This is a genomic window from Ferrimonas kyonanensis DSM 18153, assembly GCF_000425405.1.
Lineage (GTDB): Bacteria > Pseudomonadota > Gammaproteobacteria > Enterobacterales > Shewanellaceae > Ferrimonas > Ferrimonas kyonanensis.
The window spans coordinates 340903-360591 of the sequence record NZ_KE384363.1; the positions used below are offsets into that span (position 1 = coordinate 340903).

Consider the following 19689-nt stretch of genomic DNA (forward strand, 5'->3'; position numbering starts at 1 on the left):
ATCAGGCAGGTCCGATTTTGCTTTTCCTCCTGCTGGGGTACCATCAGGGCATTCGCCACAACGCACCATTCAACAGGGATACCGTTATGATTAGCGTGTTCGATATGTTCAGTATCGGCATTGGCCCATCCAGCTCCCACACCGTCGGGCCGATGCGCGCCGCCAATCGCTTTATCGAAGCGCTCAGGGCGCACCATCAGTTTGAGCACACCACCGAGCTGCAATGCGAACTGTTTGGCTCTCTGGGCCAGACTGGCAAAGGCCACGGCACCGGAAAAGCCGTGGTTCTGGGGCTGTTGGGGGACCAACCGGAGACGGTTGACACCGATTCTGTGGAACAGAAATTGGAGCAGGTCGCCAGCGGTCAGCGTCTGTCTCTGGACGGCGAGCGCGAGGTGGCCTTTACCCGCAATCAGGGCATTACCTACCACCGCCGCAAAACCCTGCCTCAGCACGCCAATGCCATGACCCTGCGGGCCCTGGATCAGGGCCAGGTGCTGTATGAACAGACCTACTTCTCCGTCGGTGGCGGCTTTGTACTGGACAAAAGCGAGATCGCCCAGCCGCTGGCCGTCAGCAGCGGCCCGGCACTGCCCTACCCCTTTGATACCGCAGCCCAGTTGCTGCAACACTGCAACGACAAAGGCCTGTCCATCGCCTCCTTGATGATGGCCAATGAGAAAGTGGTCTGCGATGAAGCCGAGATTCGCCGTCAACTGTGGCAGATCTGGCAAACCATGAAGGGCTGCGTCGAGCGCGGTTGCCGGGAAGAGGGCATACTGCCCGGCGGACTCAAGCTGCGCCGCCGCGCCTCTACCCTGTATCGGCGCCTGGCCGCCGAAGGCAACAACAGCCGCGATCCGCTCAATGCCATGGACTGGGTGGATCTGTTTGCCCTGGCGGTTAACGAAGAAAACGCCGCCGGGGGCCGGGTGGTGACTGCCCCCACCAACGGCGCTGCCGGCATTCTGCCTGCGGTGCTGTGCTACTACGACAAGTTCATACAGCCGGTGGACGAAGAGATCGCCTGTCGCTACCTGCTGACCGCCGCCGCCATCGGCATTCTGTACAAGAAGAACGCCTCCATCTCCGGCGCCGAAGTGGGCTGTCAAGGTGAGGTGGGCGTGGCCTGCTCCATGGCCGCCGGCGCCCTGACCGAGATCATGGGCGCCACACCGGCAGTGGTGGAGTGTGCCGCCGAGATCGGCATGGAACACAACCTGGGACTGACCTGCGATCCCGTCGGCGGCCTGGTGCAGGTGCCCTGCATCGAACGCAACGCCATGGGCGCGGTCAAGGCGATCAACGCCTCGCGACTGGCCTGCCGTGGCGATGGCCAGCACAAGGTCTCACTGGATAAGGTCATTAAAACCATGTGGGAAACCGGTCAGGACATGCGCACCAAGTACAAAGAAACCGCCAAAGGCGGCCTGGCGGTTAACATCGTCGAATGCTGATGGCCTAAGCCACAGACCTACCAACACAAAAGACCGCCTGCGCGGTCTTTTTTCATCCCCATCTCATCCAAAGACACCCAATTTATCTCCTCCCCTCTTTCTTTAGACACCCAAACTAAGCTGCAACGCTCCACGGCATGACTAAGGCGTTAACTGGAGTGATGTACGGACTCGGTTTGCAGTCACCGCCCTCGAGTGAAGCAGATTTTTCAGGCCAGGTGAGAAAATGGGCCATAGAAGGCCCCCCTCTGAGCAGCATCAAAGGTCTACAGAATTGTTAGGTTTCTGATTGAAGTTCGGCTAAGCGCCAAAAAGGCGCTGGGCGTTTCCAGTCCCCCTAATTCGGTGCATGCCGTCGGTTTGCCGACAATGTCGCAGACTATGCAATCGGCCTGCTAGGTGACAGAATTGATACTCGAACCCTTCAGTTAGCTCCATCCAACTATCGAAATCAATCTCTAGCCGTTGAAGTAACGTTCCACTGGAGACGGGAATGATACCGTCTTTCCCCTGTTTGATGACTCGGCCGGTAAACTCCACAAGCTCCAGATAATCATTGAGGTGACAAGGCAAGGAATGTGAATTTAACTCTTTGGTATCAAAAGGTTTTAACCGCTCAGGTTGCTTACCTTTCAGGGCCGCCCGAATGCGCATTTGAACACTGGTAAAATCCGACTGTTCCGGTGTTTTTGCGATACCAGAACGGATGGGATTAAGATCAACATAAGCCATGCAAGCCAGCAGCGCTTGTTCATCGAGCAGTGCCTGAGACTTAAAACGCCCCTCCCAGAATCGGCCGCTGCATTCGTCCTCTTTATTAGCCTCCCGAGCAATGTATTCGTTGAGTGAACGCATAAACCAACTTAAGTCTGCCAAGCGACTGCGATAGAGCTCAGCCTTACGCTCCAGCAGATTAAGGTCGGCAGAAGAAAGAGCTTCCTGCTGCTCGTCATTACAATAGCGCCGAGTGAGCTCAGTTCCGGCAAACAGTCGATGCCAACGGCTGAACACTTCACGCATGCTCCAGACTGTGGCTTTCTGTGTCTCCACGTGCAGTACCACATGAGTATGGTTGCTCATCACGGCAAAGGCACACACCTCAATAGCAAATGACTGAGTTAATTGAAGTAGTCTATTTTCAACCCAATCACGGCGGTGTTCATAACTGACACCAGTGTAGGCATCAACGCCACAAAGAAAACTGCGGCGGACACAGCGACTAACACAGTGGTAAAAGGGGGTATCCTGCAGCGACACCTGCTGCTTTCTGGCTGTAGGCATGGTTTCATCCTTGAAACGAACAAAAACACAGTGTAGTTGATGTCAATCGGGGCAATGCTTAGAGTGGGTGTCTGTCTTTGAAGAAGTTAAAGCTGAATGTCTAAACAGGCCGCTACAGAACAACAGTTGGCGCAACTGCTGTTGCCACTGATACTGCAACCCAGTACTGATAGCGTGGGTAAACTTAACCGCACAGGCGTGTTGGTATTTTTGGCTATTTTGCTGGTCGCAGGCTGGTTCACATCTCATGTTGGGGTTAATTGGGGCTATCTGAGTATCTTCCTCTTCTTCTGGTCGCTAGGCGTGTTGCCCATGCTACTGAATGCGATGGCTCTGCGTCGCCTTTCCGGAGCCTGGCACATCACCTTGGATGAGCAAGGCTTGCAGTGGCAATCCCCAAATGAGCACTTTGATGATTCCTTTTTTCTTCCTCTGGAACAGATCGATTGCATTGGTACTGAGTTGACCCCTGGTGCTAAAAATAACCTGCATTATCAAAAGGTCATCGTCTTGACCAACGGTCATCGCCTGCACCTTGCCAACAGAGCAGCCATTGATATGGAGCTTATCCATATCGGCCTGGAGAAACTGGGAAAGCCATTTCGTCTTACTCATATTGATGAGGTTCTGCCAATCACCAACAACGTCCCCAGCTTTAATTCCGCTGCACCAGCGCCCAAAAAAACGACACAAGCTGCCCTCTAAATATGAACCACCAGAGCCTTTTCTCCCTCAGAAGGACCGCTTTAACCTGGGTGTCTTTTTATAGCCTTTTTAAAGCCCTCCCAGAAGGGTCGCTTTAACCTGGGTGTCTTTTTAAAGCCTTTTTAAAGCCCTCCCAGAAGGGTCGCTTTAACCTGGGTGTCTTTTTTAAAGCCAGCCCCTGGAACCAAAATGCCGCTCAGGTGAAGTGAGCGGCATTTTAGTCATTCGGGTCTGTTGTTCTGAGGCTTGAGGCTCAGTCGATGTTCAGATATTTGTGGGTTTGTACCGATAAGCGCCAGTTGCGTTCAATGCACACTCGAATCGCCATCTCGGTTGCCCGTTTCTGAGTCGAGATGGGTTGCAGGCAGATCTGTGGCTGACGCGGCAAGGCCACGCCCTGCAGCAATTGATCCAGCTCCTCGATGTGCTTCTCCAGCGCCACCGGGTGCTTAATTTCGTCGGCCCGCTGCAACGCCGACGTTAGCACCGGCAATCCGCCTTTCATATTGATTTTCGGCGATACCGTCACCCAGGTATGCTCATCGACCTTGACTTCGGCACAGCCGGAGGTCTCAATCTGACAGCGCCACCCGGCCTGATGCATCTGCTCGGTGAGTGCCCGAAGGTCATACAGGCAGGGTTCACCACCGGTAATCACCAGGTGGCGGGCCTGAAAGCGGCCATCGGTAAGCAGAGCCACTAACTGCGCCACTTCATAGCTCGCCCAACGTGGTGCATCGCCACTGATACCGATGACTCCTTCCCGAGCCACCTCATCGGCGTCCTTTAACTCCCAGGTATGGCGGGTATCGCACCAGGGACAGCCTACCGGGCAGCCCTGCAGTCGCACAAATACCGCCGGCACCCCGGTAAACTGGCCTTCGCCCTGGATGGTCTCAAACAGCTCATTGACCGGTAAACTCATCGCCCTCTCCTACTCCAGCTCAGCGGCAGGCGCAGGCAGTTCGGTGCTCGGCCAGGCATTCACCACCGCTTTGACCAGGGTCGCCAGTGGAATGGCAAAAAACACCCCCCAAAAGCCCCACAGTCCACCGAAGATCAGCACCGACACAATAATGGCCACCGGATGTAGGTTTACTGCTTCAGAAAACAGAAGCGGTACCAGCACGTTACCATCCAGTGCCTGAATGATGCCGTAGGCCAGCAGCAGGTAACCAAACTGCGGCGTCCAGCCCCACTGGAACAAGCCCACCATCGCCACCGGAATGGTCACCACGGTTGCACCGATGTAGGGGATCAACACCGACAGGCCGACCACCAACCCCAACAGGGCCGCGTAGCGCAGATCCATGAACAGGAACGTCAGGTAACTGGTCACACCGATGATCAAAATCTCTATCGCCTTACCACGAATGTAGTTAACGATTTGGCCATTCATCTCTGTCCAGACTTTCTTAGCCAGTTCACGGTTGTCCGGCACGAAACGGCTGAAGCCCCGCAGCAACTCACGCTTATCTTTGAGGAAGAAAAACACCAGCAGCGGCACCAAAATGGCGTACACCGCCAACGCCACCAGATCGATCAGCGACCCCAAAGACACCTGCAAAACCTGCTGCCCCCAGGCCAGCAAGCGGCCGTTGAGGGTTTGCATCAAGTCATGAATCTGCGATTCGCTGATGAATTCCGGATACAACTGCGGCAGGGTCAGCACCTGCCCCTGAGCCCAGGAGAACATCTCCGGCAGTTCACGGGCCAGACTGATCCCCTGATTCCAGATTTGCGGCAACGCCACCAGGCAAAACAGGGCCATGGCGCCGACAAAAGTCAGTAACACCAGCGAGGCCGCCAGCACTCTGGGCATGCCGCGATTGGCCATCTGCGCCACCGGCCACTCCAGCATGTACGCCAATACAATGGCCACCAGCAACGGGGTGATCAGTTGACCGTAAAAATAGATAACGGCAAACCCCACCACCAGAATCATCGCCAGGGTCACCGCCTGGGGATCAGAAAACTTCTCCTGGTACCAGCTACGGACCAAATTCCACATTATGCTAACAACCTTATCGTTTCATCATCTGTCAGGAGCACGTAACTGCACCAGAACCCTGGTACCATCAAGCCGCGTCACCGTAGTTTCAAAGCCCTGCTTTTGTGCATATTTTGGCACATCCTGCACGGCGCCGGGGTCGGACAACATCATCAACAGTTGCTGTCCCGGTGCCAGACTCATCAACGCCTGCTTGGCTTTAACAAACGCCAGCGGACAGCGGTGCATGGTTAAATCCAGCGGCAACATGGTCTCTCCCGTTATTTTGGCGGCCATTATCCCGTGCCCCGAGGCAAGTTACAAACACCCATCACAATTAAATGATGCAACACTGTGAGCCGGGTCCTGTCACTTCTAAATCCGCAGCCACCATTGCCCCTGGCGACACTTACCGCTCATCAACTGCCTCTGTTTGCTGGTAAAAAATGTTAAAGCCCGTGGAACCTGCGGGCCGATGTGGCAGACTAACCCTTAATGGACAGTGCCTAGCCGAACGCCGGCGCTTACAGGTACACTTTCGAGATTGTCATAAGGGGAACCAGGCACACGTGACCAAAAAGCTAAAAACTCTCTGCGCTGCCGCTTTGCTAATGGCCGGCCTGGGCACCACCGCCACCAGCATGGCCCAGCCGGAACTGCCGGAACTGGGTACCGTCGCTGCCAGCACGCTGTCTATTGATAAAGAAAACCAGATTGGCGATTTCTACATGCGGATGCTGCGTGGTCAGTTGCCGGTGATTCACGATCCGGTGATGACCGAGTACCTGAACGACATCGGCAATCGCCTGGTCGCTCAGGCCGACAACGTCAAAACGCCGTTTACCTTCTTCGTGATCAACAGCACCGAATTGAACGCCTTCGCCTTTTTCGGGGGCCACGTTGGGGTACATACCGCCATCATCGAAGCTGCCGACAACGAAAGCGAACTGGCCTCGGTGCTTGGACACGAAATCTCCCACGTCACTCAGCGCCACCTGGCACGCTCCATTGAGGCCCAGAAGAAAACCGCCCCGGCCACGCTGGTGGGGGTCATCGGCTCCATCATTCTGGCCATGGCGTCTCCGGAGGCGGGAATTGCCGCCCTGCAGTCGACCCTGGCCCTGAGTCAGCAGGCGTCCATCAACTACACCCGCAGCAACGAAAAAGAGGCGGACCGCATCGGCATCAAGACCATGGTGGCCGCCGGGTTCGATCCCAATGCCGTTCCCAGCTTCTTCGGTAAGATGGCCGCCAAGTACCGTTTTGCCAGCAAGCCGCCACAGATGCTACTCACTCACCCCTTACCGGAATCCCGGATTGCCGATGCTCGGGCCCGGGCGGCGCTGTACCCCTATCGGCCGGTGCCGGAAAGTCTGCTGTTCCATCTGGCCAAGTCCCGGGTTCAGGTCCGTTACAGTAACCTCAACAAGGATCATGCCCTGTATCTGTTCGAAAAGCAGACCAGCAACGGCGATCCTGTACTACGCGATGCCGCCCTGTACGGTAAAGCCCTGGCGTTACTGGCAAAAGACCAGCCGAAACAGGCCGAAGCGGTGATTCGTCCCCTGCTCGACGGCGCCCCCAATAACCTGTTTTACCTGGACACCACTACCGATGCCCTGATGGCACAAGGCCGGGCCAAAGAGGCGGCCGAGATCCTAAGAAAGGCGCAGAAGATTCGCCCTAACAACGCCGTCATTGAGCTCAACCTGGCCAACGCCCTGATCGAGAACGGTGACTACGAGCAGGCCCGCACTATCCTCGAGCGTCAGGTGGTTCTGGATAAGGACAGCGTGGTGGCCTACGACCTGCTGTCCACCACCTACCGTCAGCTGAACATGGTGGCCAACCGGCATATGGCTCAGGCGGAACTGATGGCCTTGTCTGGCGGCTTCAGTCAAGCCATCGAGCAACTGCAGTTTGCCTACCGACAAACCCGAAACAACCCGTTGCAGAAAGCCCGCATCGATGCCCGCATCAAAGAACTTCGTCAAGCGGAGCAGGAGCTGAAATCACTTTAACTCACTGTCATGGGCCCGTAGAATGGGCCCATTGAGATCCAGATCACAGGACGATCCCCATGAGCAACCCTACCCAAATTTGGCACAACCCCCGCTGCTCCAAGAGTCGCCAGACTCTGGCACTGCTGGAACAGCAAGGCATCACCCCTGAAATATTCGAATACCTGAAGACCCCGCCAACACAAGCCCAGCTTGAGCAGGTCCTGGCGTTACTGAAGCTCTCTCCTCGCGCGCTGATGCGCACCAAGGAGGCAGAATACAAGGCTCAGGGTCTGGCCGACGCCAACGATGCGCAGTTAATACAGGCAATGCTGACCACCCCCAAACTCATTGAGCGCCCCATTGTGGTTCACCAGCAACGAGCCGCCATTGGCCGCCCTCCTGAGCAGGTACTGGAGATTCTGGACTAGATGGCACTGTCAACTTCCACCCTGCAACGCATCGCTCTGAGCAGTTACCTGGCCAGCCTGGTGTTCATTCCTCTGTGGCAACTGGGTCTGAGCCCGGACTTAGGTTATTCGCTGGGTTTCAGCCTGTTGATGCTGCTGCCGCTGATACTGCCACTGCCCGGTATGCTAAAAGGAAAGCCCTATACCCATGCCTGGTCGGGCTTTATTGCCTGCTTGTACCTGCTCTCCAGCCTCACCCAGTTGTGGGTGGGCGACAGTCACCGCCTGTGGCCACTGATCGCCACGCTGCTGTTGCTGACCTGGCTGATGGCGAGCAGTTTTTTTGCCAGATCACGCGGTAGGGAGTTAGGCTTAGGACTTAAGAAAAAGAACGCCAGCGACTGAAGGCTGGCAAGGAGGCAAGATGATACGGAGTTCGATCCCGGCGGTACTGCTGATCCTGATCACGGGTTGCGGCGGCAGCGGTGGCAGCAGCCCCGAACCCTCCCCCTTGCCTCCGCAAGCGGCGATAGAATTTACCCAATCCGAATCGGACGACGGCTCGGTGGCGATCATTGCCAGCGTGGATGGCGTCCTAAGCCGCGATCTCAGTTACCAGTGGCAGCAACTGGCCGGCCCCGCCATCGACATCAGTAATCCTCGCTCGGCACTGGCAGCATTCGATGCGCCAACGGCCGGTGATTATCAGCTTAAGGTAACGGTGACCGACCGCGCCGGCAGCCAGCTCAGCAACACCCTGACCCTGGGTGTACCGGCCTTTAACCCAGTGCGAATTCGCGGCGATCAGGTGGTCTCCCGCGGCGGAAGGGTCTCCCTGCGCCTGGGCCGAAGCGGCGACAAGAGCCAGCCACTGACCCAGATTCAGTGGTCTCAGGTGGGCGGCCCACCCATTGCCGATATGAACAGCGACGATCCTGAGCTGCTTACTTTTACCGCCCCTTCGACTCCAAACAAAGACTCGCTGCTGACCCTGAAGGTGATCGCCAATGATGCCGGCACCGTCATCACCGATCACGCTTACGTCTGGGTTACGGACCAACCCAGTCCTGTGAAGGATGCCCTGTTTGACACCCCGCTAGCTCAAGTTCAGGCCTGGAACCCCTCCTCGCCATGGCAGTCGGCTCTGGAGCGCTGCGTCTATAGCACTCAGTTGGCCGGCAACAACACCTGCCAGGTGTCGGAGCTGCCGCTGATTGGCCAGCAGACGCGCCAACCGTCGGTGTCCGATGTCATGAACCGGGTCGTAGTGTCCCACCCCTGGATGGGCGATGCCTTTCAGGCCTTCCTCCAGCAGCGCGACCCACATGGCGATTTCCGCCAGCTGCTGGCATCGGTGTCGGCGGTCGTCATCAGCTACGACATTCGACCGTCATTTTACTGGGTCGCCACCGGTGCCATCTACCTGGACCCCAGCGACTTGTGGCGCCAGCCCTGGCAGCAGGCCAGCATTAACGAAGACCCCGACTACCGCAGCGGTTTTGGCAATGAGCTGAAGTACTTGCTGCCGTGGCGATACGTCAAAGACAACCAATACGCCAGCACCTATTACCCGCCGTATCTGGAACAGAGCCGCAGTTTCGATCAACTGGAAGGGGATCTGGCCAGCCTGCTTTACCACGAACTGGCCCACGCCAACGACTTCTTCCCGGTCGATACCCTGGATGCCATCAATGCCGACACCCTGCTGCAGGAGTATTACTCTCGCAGCGCCGACGGACAACTGGTGTCGGATCAGCTCACCAACAGCCTGCCGCTGTCCAGCAGCCAGATGTTTGAGCTGGCGAAAGTGCAGTTTCAGGGACAACCGGCCAACGCCATCCAGAAAGCCTATCGACCCACGGACGTCAGCGGCTTTTTCAGTCAGGACCGTGCCAGCGACGACTACAGCTATTTCACTCCAAGGGAGGATCTGGCCATGCTGTTCGAGGAGGCGATGATGAGCCACCGCTACGGCATTCTCCGGGACGTGGCAGTCACCGACAAGCCCAGCGCCATCAATGGCGATACCATCATCGTCGACTGGGGTCAGCGGGGCCGCATCGGCGAAGCAAGCCTGCTGCCAAGACTGGATCTGGTGCTGCGGCAGATTTTGCCCTCGCTGGACCCAGACCGCCTGATCGAATCGCTGCCCACCACACAACCCATGGCGGCAGGACAAAGCTGGAACGCCAACCTGGTGCTGGGACCGGCCGCCAAAGTGCAGCGCATCGGCGCCACTGCCGCCGAAGAGAGGCCGCCACTGACCGGGCGCCGCCACTTAGGAAAAGGGCCAGACTGGAAGCTGTCCGAACGCTGAGTATCGGGATCAAAAAAGGCCGCCAAAGCGGCCTTTCTTACCAGACGCGGCTACAGGTGCAGCGTCTCTTTGACAAAGGGAATGGTCAATCGGCGCTGCGCTCGCATCGACGCCTTATCCAGGCGATCCAGCACATCGAACAGGGTGCGAAGATCCCGCGCCAGTCGCGTCAGCAGGAAACGGCCAACGTCTTCGGGCAACTCCAGGCCACGGGCCTTGGCCCGCCGCTGCAAGGCGGTCAGCTTCTCTTTGTCGCTAAGAGACTGTACCTGATAGTGCACCCCCCAGTTCAGGCGCGACACCAGGTCCGGCAGCAGGAAGCCCGCCTGCGACGCCGGCGCACTGGCAGAGACGATCAACCGGCAGTCTCCCTGTTCGTTGATGCGGTTGTACAGATCGAAGATCGCTTCTTCCCAGAACGGGTTTCTCGCCAACTGGTCGATGTCATCCAGACACACCAATGACAGGTTTTCCAACCCTTCCAGCACCGCCGGCGACATGCTGGCATGGATCCCCAGTGGCAGATAGAACGCCTGCCGATTCAATTCACGGGCGTGGGCACAGGCCGCATGCAACAGGTGAGTGCGGCCGGACTTGGCCTGCCCCCAAAGATAGGTGACCGTTTCCCCCTCCCCTTCAGCGACTTGGCGAATCGCCTCGAGCAGCTGTTGATTGGCGGCAGGGTAATAGCTGCCGAAGGTCTCATCATCGGGCAGGTAAACGGGTAACGACAATTGAATGGGTGAACTCGCTTTCACGTACGGCTTGGCTTCCTATCGATTAACTGTAACCAGTGTAACACGACCGGGTTATGCACCCAATTTCACTGGTCACCTAACCAGCGATATCGAACCTGATTGACCAAATCATCATCAACCGGCAACCGTTCTACCTTGGGCTCCAGATTCAACATCTCTTCCAGCGCCTGCTCCGAGCCCACCACCTCCAGCGAAAAGCTGACCTGGCGGCCCTGAAGGGCACTCACTTTGACATTGGACACCGCGCTCAACCCTTTCAGGTATCGCTCGACCGCCACCAGCTCCGACATCTCGCCGCGAATCTCAAACACCAGCGTCTGTTGCTCCTGCTCACCGCTGGCAACGGTGGCGTAGCGGCGGGCAAAGTAGCGTGCCAATTCCTGTTGCAGTGCCTCGAGGCCATCATCCAGACTCGCGGCTCGACCATTTTTCTGCATCACGCTGCGACGCACACTGGCATAGCCATAGCGGTCCTGCGACTGGCTGGCCTGGTAAGGGTACAAGGCCAGGTTGTACTGCCAGCCCTCCTCGTCGGGCCACACTTGAGCCAGCATAAAGAAATCGGCCGGGTAGCGCTCACTGGCCAGGGCCACCGGATCGACAAAGAAGCCCCAAACGTCGTTGATGCCCACATTGATGGCATCTTCCAGATCCATCAACGGCAATGACAGTGGCAATCCCCGCAGCCCCGCCTGCTGTTGCCAGCGCTGCAGTCGCTGTGGGTCCCCTTGCTCAGACAGCAGTTGCCGCTCGGCCTCCTCATCTTCGATGGCAATCCAGGACAAAGTCAGTGGCCGCTGTTTGCCCCAGATCGGCAGTTGCCTGGCCTGCATCTCTTTAAGCAACAAAGACGCATCAAAGCTGTACTGCAGCATCAGTGGCTCGCCCTGATAGCCAAACTGAGTCACGTACCGGGTCGGATTGGTCAGCATCCCCTTCAACCTGGGGTCGGACTCAATCTGTGCCTCTCCGGTCAGTTTCACCAGAGTCTGAACCAACGCCTCATTGATCTTGCTTTGCCGCTCCGCCCGAGTGCGCGTCTCCACCTGCACTTCGGCCTGGTAGAGGTTGGTCACCTCCACCGCCTGAACCAGGGTCGATAGCATCAGTAAGGGCAGCAAAAAAAGCAGTCGTTTCACGTAGGTTCCAAAATCCATGCATAAGTGTCGCAAAGTGTACCACAGCCTTCGGCAATGCAAATACGTCTGTGGCACTGGCACCGAGACAAAACCGCCGTCAGAAACCCATGCAGACCAATCCGGCCTAAACCGGTCTACTGCAGCAGCGACAACATACTGCTGGGCAGATTGATGGCCTGGGTCAACATCGCCGTGGCGGACTGCTGCAACACCTGTCGCTTGGCCAGCGACGCCGACTCTTTGGCCATGTCCACATCCTGAATGCGAGAACGACTGGCAGAGACGTTCTCATTGATGTTGGTCAGGTTAGAAATCGTGTGGCCGAGTCGGTTCATGGTGGCACCGAGGGACGCCCGAGAACTGTCCACCGCTTTCAAGGCGTCATCGATGGCCACAATGGCCCCCTGAGGGTCTTTGGTCAGGTCGATGTTACTGATGCCCAGGTTGGCCGAGCCAAAGGTCCCCAAGTTGAACACCACCTCCTCATGGGCGTTGGCACCAACTTGAGCCGAAACCTCATGCCCGCCCTCGCCAATCTCTGCCGAGTAATTCTCGATGGCCACTTCAGTAATGCTGGGGTCGCCACTGGTGTCCCAATTGGCGGAGTTAAAGTCTGCCTGCGTGGTGTCGTCGTCACCGGAAACGTAATACTCCTGAAACGAAGTCGCCCCATCACCGCCGCCGGTCTTCCCCTGCATGGCGTTCTTCAGCTCCGGTCCCACACCGGTGGCATCGAATCCGGCCAGTGAGCCGTTGTCGGCGTTGGTCAGATCCATATTGGTATTGATGAACTCCTCGAACTTGGTGGCCGCGCCGCCGCCCCCGGCGGCCCCCAACTCGGTAAACAACGCATTCACATCGGCCCAGCGACCGGCCGAGGCCGTATTCAGGGCCGCATTCAGGGTTGCTCCTCCGGCTAACTCGTTGTTGATGGATTTGTAACCGGCCTCCCCCAATTCACTGTGTATGTAACGCTGGATCACATAGCCACCGGAATACGCTCCGGCGTTTTCCAGTGCCGTGCCCGGGTTGGCGTTGCTGTTGCGCTTGGCATTGACTTCACCCCAGATGCCGTTAATGCCGAAGCTGGCGATGTCATTCTTGAGTCGATCGTCGGCGCCTCGCATCGCTTCGGCGCTGCCCTCAGAGAACCAGGCAGGCATGTTGCCCCACTCGGCAAAATTCACCCCCTGAATGGCGTGAGTCATTTCATGCAAAATCACCTCATCCAGCTCCAGGGATCCCCCACCACCGGAGGCGCCGAAGTCGTCCAGATCGATCACCATGGTGAGATTGTAGGCCGGCCCGCCGCCACCAGGAACCTGTGACTGAACATAGGCCGCGGTGCCACCGGCACCGTCCACATTTTCCAAATCAATTTTCAGGGTTGCCCCTTTGCCATCCAGGCCAAGATGGTCTTTGATCAACTGCTCCGATTCATACAACCAACTGGTCGCCAGGCTGTTGACGATGTCTCGCTCCTTGGTATCGATACGACTGGCACCGGTAGACTTAAACAGCCGCTTACCCCCAAAGGTGGTGGTCTCATTGGTGCGGTCGATCTCCGACAACAATGCCTTGGCTTCTTTCTGCATGGCACCGCGATCCTGATCGGTGTTGGAACCGTTGGCCGCCTGCAGGCTAAGGTCTCGCAGCCGAAACAGCATATTGGTGACCTCTTCCACCGCGCCTTCGGCAGTTTGCGCCATGGAGATGGCATCGGTGGCGTTTTTTATCGCCACCGTGGTGCCATTAATTTGCGAACTCAACCGGTTGCTGATCTGCAACCCGGCGGCATCGTCTTTGGCACTGTTAATTCGCATTCCCGAAGACAACCGCTCCATGGAATCGGCAACCCCGCCGCTGTTGCGCCGCAGCAGATCCGCGGTAAACATCGCCGTAGTATTCGTTGCAATCCGCACACTTCCCTCACTTGCCATCAACAACTATTGGCTCAAACTGCTATCGGCTGCGAGTTGATCTTCTTTATAAAAAACAGGCACCAAGAAGCTGAAATGACCAGGCGATCAAACTCTCAAGCGAGTGAGAGAAAACAATTTCACCACACTCCGGTCACAACCCTCCCGCGCACGCAAATTTAAATAAAACAAATCAATTAGTTAAAGATGACGTGACCCATGCCGATAACCGAACATCAGGCCGGCATCAGCAAGGAGTTCCCATGAATGTTACCCAATCAGGTCCACACACCCCGTTTATCAGCGCCACCCAGGGCGATCAACGGGTCAACATCGGACCGGAGACGGACACTGCCGTCACCAAATCCACCGGCAGCAATCGGGATATGGTCACCATCTCCGATGAGGCCCGGCAAAAACTGCGCAATGAAAAGAGCGAAGAGAGCGACAACAGCGGCGACTCTCCGGCCATCATGAAGATCAAACAAACCATCGAGATGCTCAAAGAGAAGATCAAGGCGGCGCAGGAGCAGTTGGAAGCACTGAAGCAAACCGATATGGATGAAGAGCAGAAACAGAAGCTGCTGGATGGAAAACGTCAGGAGATCATGATGCTCAACAGTGCCCTGTCAGAAGCCAATGCGGCACTGACCGAAGCCAGAGAGAAAGAAGCCAAGCAGGGGGGCTAGCTCGGCCAACAATAAAACAACGGGCCGGTCATCGACCGGCCCGTTTCAGTCGTCACACCATTAATGTTGCAGGTGGCCCAGATCCTTGGGCAACAGCAGGTTGAGCAGGATGGACACCACCGCACACAGGGCGATGCCCTGCAGGGTAAATTCGCCCATGTTGATGGTCATGCCACCGATACCAAACACCAGGGTCACGGCCACGATCACCAGGTTGCGAGGTTCGGCCACGTCCACCTTGTTGGTGATCAAGCTGCTCATGCCAACCGCCGCAATGGAACCAAACAGCAAAATCATGATGCCGCCCATCACCACGGTGGGGATGGTTGCCAGTATGGCACCGAACTTGCCGACCAGAGACAGTACCACCGCCGAGACCGCCGCCCAGGTCATCACCTTGGGATCGTAGTTGCGGGTCAGCATCACCGCGCCGGTCACCTCAGAATAGGTGGTGTTTGGTGGCCCGCCAAAGCTGGCTGCGGCCATAGTAGCCACGCCATCCCCTAGCAGAGTGCGATGCAAGCCAGGTTTCTTGACGTAATCCTTACCGGTCACGTTGCTGATGGCCAGCATGTCGCCGATGTGCTCCACCGCTGGCGCCACTGCCACCGGAATCAGAAACAGGATCGCTTCCCAGTGGAAACTGGGGGCGGTAAAGCTGGGCAAGGCAAACCAGGGGGCGGCCGCCACGGCACTGAAATCCAGGATGCCGGCAAAATAGGACAGGGTGTAGCCCACCAGCACCGCCGACATGATTGGCAGCAACCGCAGCATCCCCTTGCCCATAACCGCCACAATCAGGGCGGTGAACAGGGTCGGCAGGGCGATCATCAGCGCCAGGCTGGTATCGTAGGCCTGAACGTCCCCCTGCTTGCCCAGGGCCATGTTGACCGCAACCGGGGCCAGGGTCAGACCGATCACCATGATCACCGGTCCCACCACCACGGGCGGCAACAGCTTCTGAATCGCTTTCATGCCCCCCACTCGCGCCACCTGAGACAGCAGCACGTACACCAGACCGGCCGCCATCAGGCCGCCCATGGTCGCCGACACCCCCCACTGGCTGACGCCGTAAGAGATGGGCGCAATAAAGGCAAACGACGATGCCAGAAACACCGGAACCTGGCGCTTGGTCACCAATTGAAACAACAGGGTACCAATGCCCGCGGTAAACAGGGCGACGTTCACGTCCAGTCCGGTTAACAGGGGCACCAATACCAGGGCGCCGAACGCCACGAATAGCATCTGAGTACCCGCCACCACCTGTCGCCAGGTTGCCGGTACCGGGGTCTCTCCCGAAGAAACAGCCTGCTGCTGCATACAAACCTCATTATTATCATGTTATTACCCGCACTTCATCGCCCCATCTAGCGAGCAGATGGGTGGATGTGATGTCGGGTTGTTAGGGTACGCTTTGGTACTACCGCCAGGTGGCAGCCCAAAATCGATGTTGTTCTGGGTCTAAAAAAACGGCGCCATCGGCGCCGTCATTGGAATTACTTGGTACCGAAGATCTTGTCTCCGGCGTCTCCCAGTCCCGGGAGAATGTAGCCCTTTTCGTTGAGGCAGTCGTCCACAGATGCGGTGTACAACTCAATCTCAGGGTGCGCTTCTTCAACGGCTTTCAGGCCTTCAGGGGCCGCCACCAGGACCAGCACTTTAATCTGCTGACAACCACGCTTCTTCAGCAGATCCAGAGTGGCATTCATGGAGCCACCGGTCGCCAGCATCGGATCCACCACCAGGGCAATACGCTCCTCGATGTTGGACACCAGCTTCTCGAAGTAAGGAACCGGCTCCAGCGTCTCTTCGTCACGGTAGATGCCTACCACAGACACCTTGGCCGCAGGGATGTGCTCCAGCACACCGTCCATCATTCCCAGACCGGCACGCAAAATAGGCACCACGGTCACTTTCTTACCCTTAATCTGGTTAACGCTGATAGGGCCATTCCAACCGTCAATTTCGACGGTTTCCATCTCAAACCCGGAAGTCGCTTCGTAGGTCAGCAGAGCGGCAACCTCTTTCGCCAGCTCGCGGAAACGCTTGGTGCTTACATCAGCAGCGCGCATCAAACCCAATTTATGTTGAATCAGCGGGTGCTTGACCTCAGTGACTTTCATTCTTTTCTCCGGACAGTGATCGACAGGTAAACAGCGGAATCATAGCGGCAAAACTCCAACCTGAAAAGCCCCACCTCAACCCGCATGACAAATCCGTGACATTCGGCACAATTAACCCGAAAAATACCGCGTTTTTTTTTGCCTGCGGCCACCGACGTGACTGGGATCATAAAAACTTGGGCACAAAGGCAGCAGCTGGTAAAATGCGCGCCAGAACATCAAACGTCGACAACGGCGATAGCTATAAAAAACCTACAAAAAAACAATGAGGCCTCTGTGAATAACCCCGATTCCCTGAGTTATAAAGATGCTGGTGTTGATATTGACGCCGGTAACGCCCTGGTTGATAACATCAAATCCGCAGTAAAACGCACCCATCGTCCGGAAGTCCGTGGTGGCCTGGGCGGCTTCGGCGCCCTGTGCAGCCTGCCGGAAAAATACAAAAAACCCCTGCTGGTCTCAGGCACCGACGGCGTCGGCACCAAGCTGCGTCTGGCCATGGATTATCAAGGACACGGTACTGTCGGTATTGATCTGGTGGCCATGTGCGTCAATGACCTGATCGTTCAGGGTGCCGAACCGCTGTTTTTCCTGGATTACTACGCCACCGGCAAGCTGTCGGTCGATACCGCCACTCAGGTGGTCAGTGGCATTGCCGACGGTTGTGAGTTGGCCGGTTGCGCCCTGATTGGCGGCGAAACCGCCGAAATGCCGGGCATGTACGACGGCGAAGACTACGATCTGGCCGGATTCTGTGTCGGCGTGGTCGAGGAAGCCGATGTCATCGACGGCAGCAAAGTGGCCCCCGGTGACGCACTGATTGCCCTGGGCTCCAGCGGCCCCCACTCCAATGGCTACTCACTGATTCGAAAGGTGCTGGAACGCATTGACGATCCCCGCGGTGAAACCCTGGACGGCGCCCCGCTGATCGACGCCCTGCTGGCGCCCACCCGCATCTACGTCAAATCCACCTTGGCCTTGCTGGAATCCCACTCGGTTCATGCCATCTCGCACATCACCGGCGGTGGCTTCTGGGAAAACATTCCCCGAGTGCTGCCCGACGATGCCAAAGCGGTGATCGACGGCAACAGCTGGCAGTGGCCGTCGGTGTTCAACTGGTTGCAGCAGGTGGGCAACATCGAACAGCACGAAATGTACCGCACCTTCAACTGTGGTGTCGGACTGGTCATCGCCCTACCGGCGGAGCAGGCCGACGCCGCTGTGGCCCTACTGAACCAGCACGGCGAAACCGCCTGGGTCATCGGTTCCATCGCCGCCCGTGATGGCGACGAGCCACAAGTCATCATTGAGTAAGGCCCGATCATGACCCAACGAATCGTAGTGGTGATCTCCGGCAGCGGCAGCAACCTGCAGGCGATCATCGACGCCTGCGCCACTGCCCCCTTCCCCGGCCAGGTGGTGGGCGTACTCAGCAACAAGGCCGATGCCTTCGGCCTGACCCGTGCCCGTAACGCCGGCATCGAGGCGGTGGCGCTGACGCCAGAGCCCGGTGAAGCCCGAGCCGATTACGACCGGCGACTGGCGGCGGAAGTGGAACGGATGCAAGCGGATTTGGTGGTACTGGCGGGATACATGCGCATTCTGAGCCCGGGCTTCGTGCAACAGTTTCAGGGCAGGATGGTCAACATCCATCCGTCCCTGTTGCCACGCTACCCGGGCCTGAACACCCACCAGCGGGCACTGGACAACGGTGACCAAGAACACGGCTGCAGCGTCCATTTCGTTACCGAGGAACTCGATGGCGGACCGGTGATCCTGCAAGCCAAGGTACCGGTGTTCGAGGATGATTCCGAGTCCACCCTGGCGGAGCGAGTGCACACCCAGGAGCACCGCATCTACCCGTTGGTGGTAAAATGGTTTTGCGAAGGCCGGCTGTCCATGAGCGACAACCAAGCCTGTCTGGATGGAACAGCGTTGCCCCTGCAAGGGTACGCAAGCGAGGAGTAAGCCCACACCATGGCGACCCACCTGAAAAGCGTTATCTGTGATATCGATGGCGTGCTGATGCACGACAACCAGTTGATCCCCGGCTCCGACCGCTTCATTAAGCGACTGGAAGAGCAAGGCAATCCGCTGGTGCTGTTGACCAACAACCCGGCCCAGACCGCCAAGGACCTGGCCAACCGCCTGGGCTCCGCCGGCATCACACTGCCAGAGAGCGCGTTTTTCACCTCCGCCATGGCCACCGCTCACTTTCTGCGCCACCAACAGGGCAACAAAGCCTACGTCATCGGCGAAGGGGCGCTGACCCACGAGCTGTATCAGGCCGGCTTCACCATCACCGACATCAATCCGGATTTCGTGGTGGTCGGAGAGACCCGCTCGTTTAACTGGGACATGATTCACCGCGCCGCCAGCTTCATTGCCAACGGCGCCCGTTTCATTGCCACCAACCCGGACACCCACGGCCCCTCCTACAGCCCGGCGTGTGCCGCTCTGTGTGCCCCCATCGAACGGATTACCGGCAAACGGCCGTTCTATGTGGGCAAACCTTCGTCCTGGATCATCCGCAGCGCCCTGGATCACCTCGGCAGTCACTCCGGCGATACGGTGATCATCGGTGACAACCTCAACACCGACATTTTGGCCGGAGTACAGGCGGGACTGGAAACCATTCTGGTGCTGTCCGGCGTCACCCACATCGAAGAGCTCGACAAGCACCCGTTCCGCCCCAACCACATCTTCCCCTGTGTGGAAGAGATCGACGTGCTGTAACCTGGAACACCATCACAACAGGGTGGCCATGCCACCCTTTTTTTACGCCTCGAATACCCGCTTACAATTCGCGCTTGCCTGAGCTGGAACGACAGGCAATGATGGCATCGGGACGCATTCCATGCCCCGAAAACTGAACAGAAGATTCAGCCTCAATACACAAGG

Annotated in this window: 19 protein-coding genes; 10 read left to right on the forward strand and 9 right to left on the reverse strand. The window is 57.4% G+C overall.

Going from position 1 to position 19689, the window contains the following annotated elements; genetic code table 11:
• Nucleotides 1–86 precede the first annotated feature (86 nt).
• Complete coding sequence (locus tag H598_RS0115070; RefSeq protein WP_028113738.1) at nucleotides 87–1457, forward strand: L-serine ammonia-lyase; 1371 nt, start codon at nucleotides 87–89, stop codon at nucleotides 1455–1457.
• 300 nt (nucleotides 1458–1757) lie between these two features.
• Here the strand turns inward: H598_RS0115070 and H598_RS0115075 are convergent, their stop codons facing one another.
• Complete coding sequence (locus tag H598_RS0115075) at nucleotides 1758–2738, reverse strand: hypothetical protein (RefSeq protein ID WP_028113739.1); 981 nt, start codon at nucleotides 2736–2738, stop codon at nucleotides 1758–1760.
• Between the two features lie 96 nt (nucleotides 2739–2834).
• Between H598_RS0115075 and H598_RS0115080 the strand changes: the two genes are divergently transcribed.
• Nucleotides 2835–3443 carry a hypothetical protein gene (locus H598_RS0115080; protein WP_028113740.1) on the forward strand — a complete coding sequence of 203 codons (609 nt, stop codon included), beginning with the start codon at nucleotides 2835–2837 and terminating at the stop codon, nucleotides 3441–3443.
• 253 nt (nucleotides 3444–3696) lie between these two features.
• Here the strand turns inward: H598_RS0115080 and queE are convergent, their stop codons facing one another.
• From queE to H598_RS0115095, 3 genes are read right to left on the reverse strand one after another with little or no spacing between them, the layout of a single operon-like run.
• Complete coding sequence (queE, locus tag H598_RS0115085; RefSeq protein ID WP_028113741.1) at nucleotides 3697–4368, reverse strand: 7-carboxy-7-deazaguanine synthase QueE; 672 nt, start codon at nucleotides 4366–4368, stop codon at nucleotides 3697–3699.
• Between the two features lie 9 nt (nucleotides 4369–4377).
• Nucleotides 4378–5454, reverse strand: a complete 1077-nt coding sequence (locus tag H598_RS0115090; protein WP_028113742.1) for an AI-2E family transporter — start codon at nucleotides 5452–5454, stop codon at nucleotides 4378–4380.
• 24 nt (nucleotides 5455–5478) lie between these two features.
• Nucleotides 5479–5703, reverse strand: coding sequence for a sulfurtransferase TusA family protein (locus tag H598_RS0115095; protein WP_028113743.1), 225 nt, complete (start codon nucleotides 5701–5703; stop codon nucleotides 5479–5481).
• Between the two features lie 299 nt (nucleotides 5704–6002).
• Here H598_RS0115095 and bepA point away from each other — a divergent pair, with 299 nt between their 5' ends.
• The 4 genes from bepA to H598_RS24575 are packed head-to-tail and all read left to right on the forward strand — an operon-like array spanning nucleotide 6003 to nucleotide 10160.
• Nucleotides 6003–7454: a beta-barrel assembly-enhancing protease gene (bepA, locus tag H598_RS0115100; RefSeq protein ID WP_028113744.1), complete on the forward strand. Its 1452-nt coding sequence runs from the start codon at nucleotides 6003–6005 to the stop codon at nucleotides 7452–7454.
• A 59-nt stretch (nucleotides 7455–7513) separates the two neighbouring features.
• Nucleotides 7514–7864 carry an arsenate reductase (glutaredoxin) gene (gene arsC, locus H598_RS0115105; protein ID WP_028113745.1) on the forward strand — a complete coding sequence of 117 codons (351 nt, stop codon included), beginning with the start codon at nucleotides 7514–7516 and terminating at the stop codon, nucleotides 7862–7864.
• Nucleotides 7865–8248: a DUF2069 domain-containing protein gene (locus H598_RS0115110; RefSeq protein WP_051252764.1), complete on the forward strand. Its 384-nt coding sequence runs from the start codon at nucleotides 7865–7867 to the stop codon at nucleotides 8246–8248.
• Between the two features lie 19 nt (nucleotides 8249–8267).
• Entirely contained in the window at nucleotides 8268–10160 is a 1893-nt protein-coding gene (locus tag H598_RS24575; protein WP_035415960.1) for a PKD domain-containing protein, read from the forward strand.
• Between the two features lie 50 nt (nucleotides 10161–10210).
• On the opposite strand, the gene hda is transcribed toward H598_RS24575, so the two are convergent.
• The 3 genes from hda to H598_RS0115130 all read right to left on the reverse strand — a co-directional run bounded on the left by hda (nucleotide 10211) and on the right by H598_RS0115130 (nucleotide 13979).
• The gene (gene hda / locus H598_RS0115120) at nucleotides 10211–10918 is read right to left on the reverse strand and encodes a DnaA inactivator Hda (RefSeq protein WP_028113747.1); all 708 of its coding nucleotides are present in this window, start codon (nucleotides 10916–10918) and stop codon (nucleotides 10211–10213) included.
• Between the two features lie 65 nt (nucleotides 10919–10983).
• Nucleotides 10984–12057 carry a DUF2066 domain-containing protein gene (locus tag H598_RS0115125; RefSeq protein WP_169629293.1) on the reverse strand — a complete coding sequence of 358 codons (1074 nt, stop codon included), beginning with the start codon at nucleotides 12055–12057 and terminating at the stop codon, nucleotides 10984–10986.
• A gap of 134 nt (nucleotides 12058–12191) precedes the next feature.
• On the reverse strand, nucleotides 12192–13979 hold the full coding sequence (locus H598_RS0115130; RefSeq protein WP_169629295.1) for a flagellinolysin: 1788 nt from the start codon (nucleotides 13977–13979) through the stop codon (nucleotides 12192–12194).
• A gap of 260 nt (nucleotides 13980–14239) precedes the next feature.
• On the opposite strand from H598_RS0115130, the gene H598_RS0115135 reads away from it, so the two are divergent.
• Nucleotides 14240–14665, forward strand: coding sequence for a hypothetical protein (locus tag H598_RS0115135; protein ID WP_028113750.1), 426 nt, complete (start codon nucleotides 14240–14242; stop codon nucleotides 14663–14665).
• Nucleotides 14666–14725: 60 nt separating this feature from the next.
• Here H598_RS0115135 and H598_RS0115140 read toward each other — a convergent pair whose 3' ends face one another.
• Complete coding sequence (locus tag H598_RS0115140) at nucleotides 14726–15985, reverse strand: uracil-xanthine permease family protein (RefSeq protein ID WP_051252765.1); 1260 nt, start codon at nucleotides 15983–15985, stop codon at nucleotides 14726–14728.
• A gap of 176 nt (nucleotides 15986–16161) precedes the next feature.
• Nucleotides 16162–16788, reverse strand: coding sequence for a uracil phosphoribosyltransferase (gene upp, locus H598_RS0115145; protein ID WP_028113752.1), 627 nt, complete (start codon nucleotides 16786–16788; stop codon nucleotides 16162–16164).
• A 276-nt stretch (nucleotides 16789–17064) separates the two neighbouring features.
• On the opposite strand from upp, the gene purM reads away from it, so the two are divergent.
• From purM to H598_RS0115160, 3 genes are read left to right on the forward strand one after another with little or no spacing between them, the layout of a single operon-like run.
• Nucleotides 17065–18102, forward strand: coding sequence for a phosphoribosylformylglycinamidine cyclo-ligase (gene purM, locus H598_RS0115150; RefSeq protein WP_028113753.1), 1038 nt, complete (start codon nucleotides 17065–17067; stop codon nucleotides 18100–18102).
• A 9-nt stretch (nucleotides 18103–18111) separates the two neighbouring features.
• A complete protein-coding gene (gene purN / locus H598_RS0115155; protein WP_028113754.1) occupies nucleotides 18112–18756 on the forward strand; it encodes a phosphoribosylglycinamide formyltransferase in 645 nt (214 codons plus the stop codon).
• A gap of 21 nt (nucleotides 18757–18777) precedes the next feature.
• A complete protein-coding gene (locus H598_RS0115160; protein ID WP_028113755.1) occupies nucleotides 18778–19524 on the forward strand; it encodes an HAD-IIA family hydrolase in 747 nt (248 codons plus the stop codon).
• Nucleotides 19525–19689 lie beyond the last annotated feature (165 nt).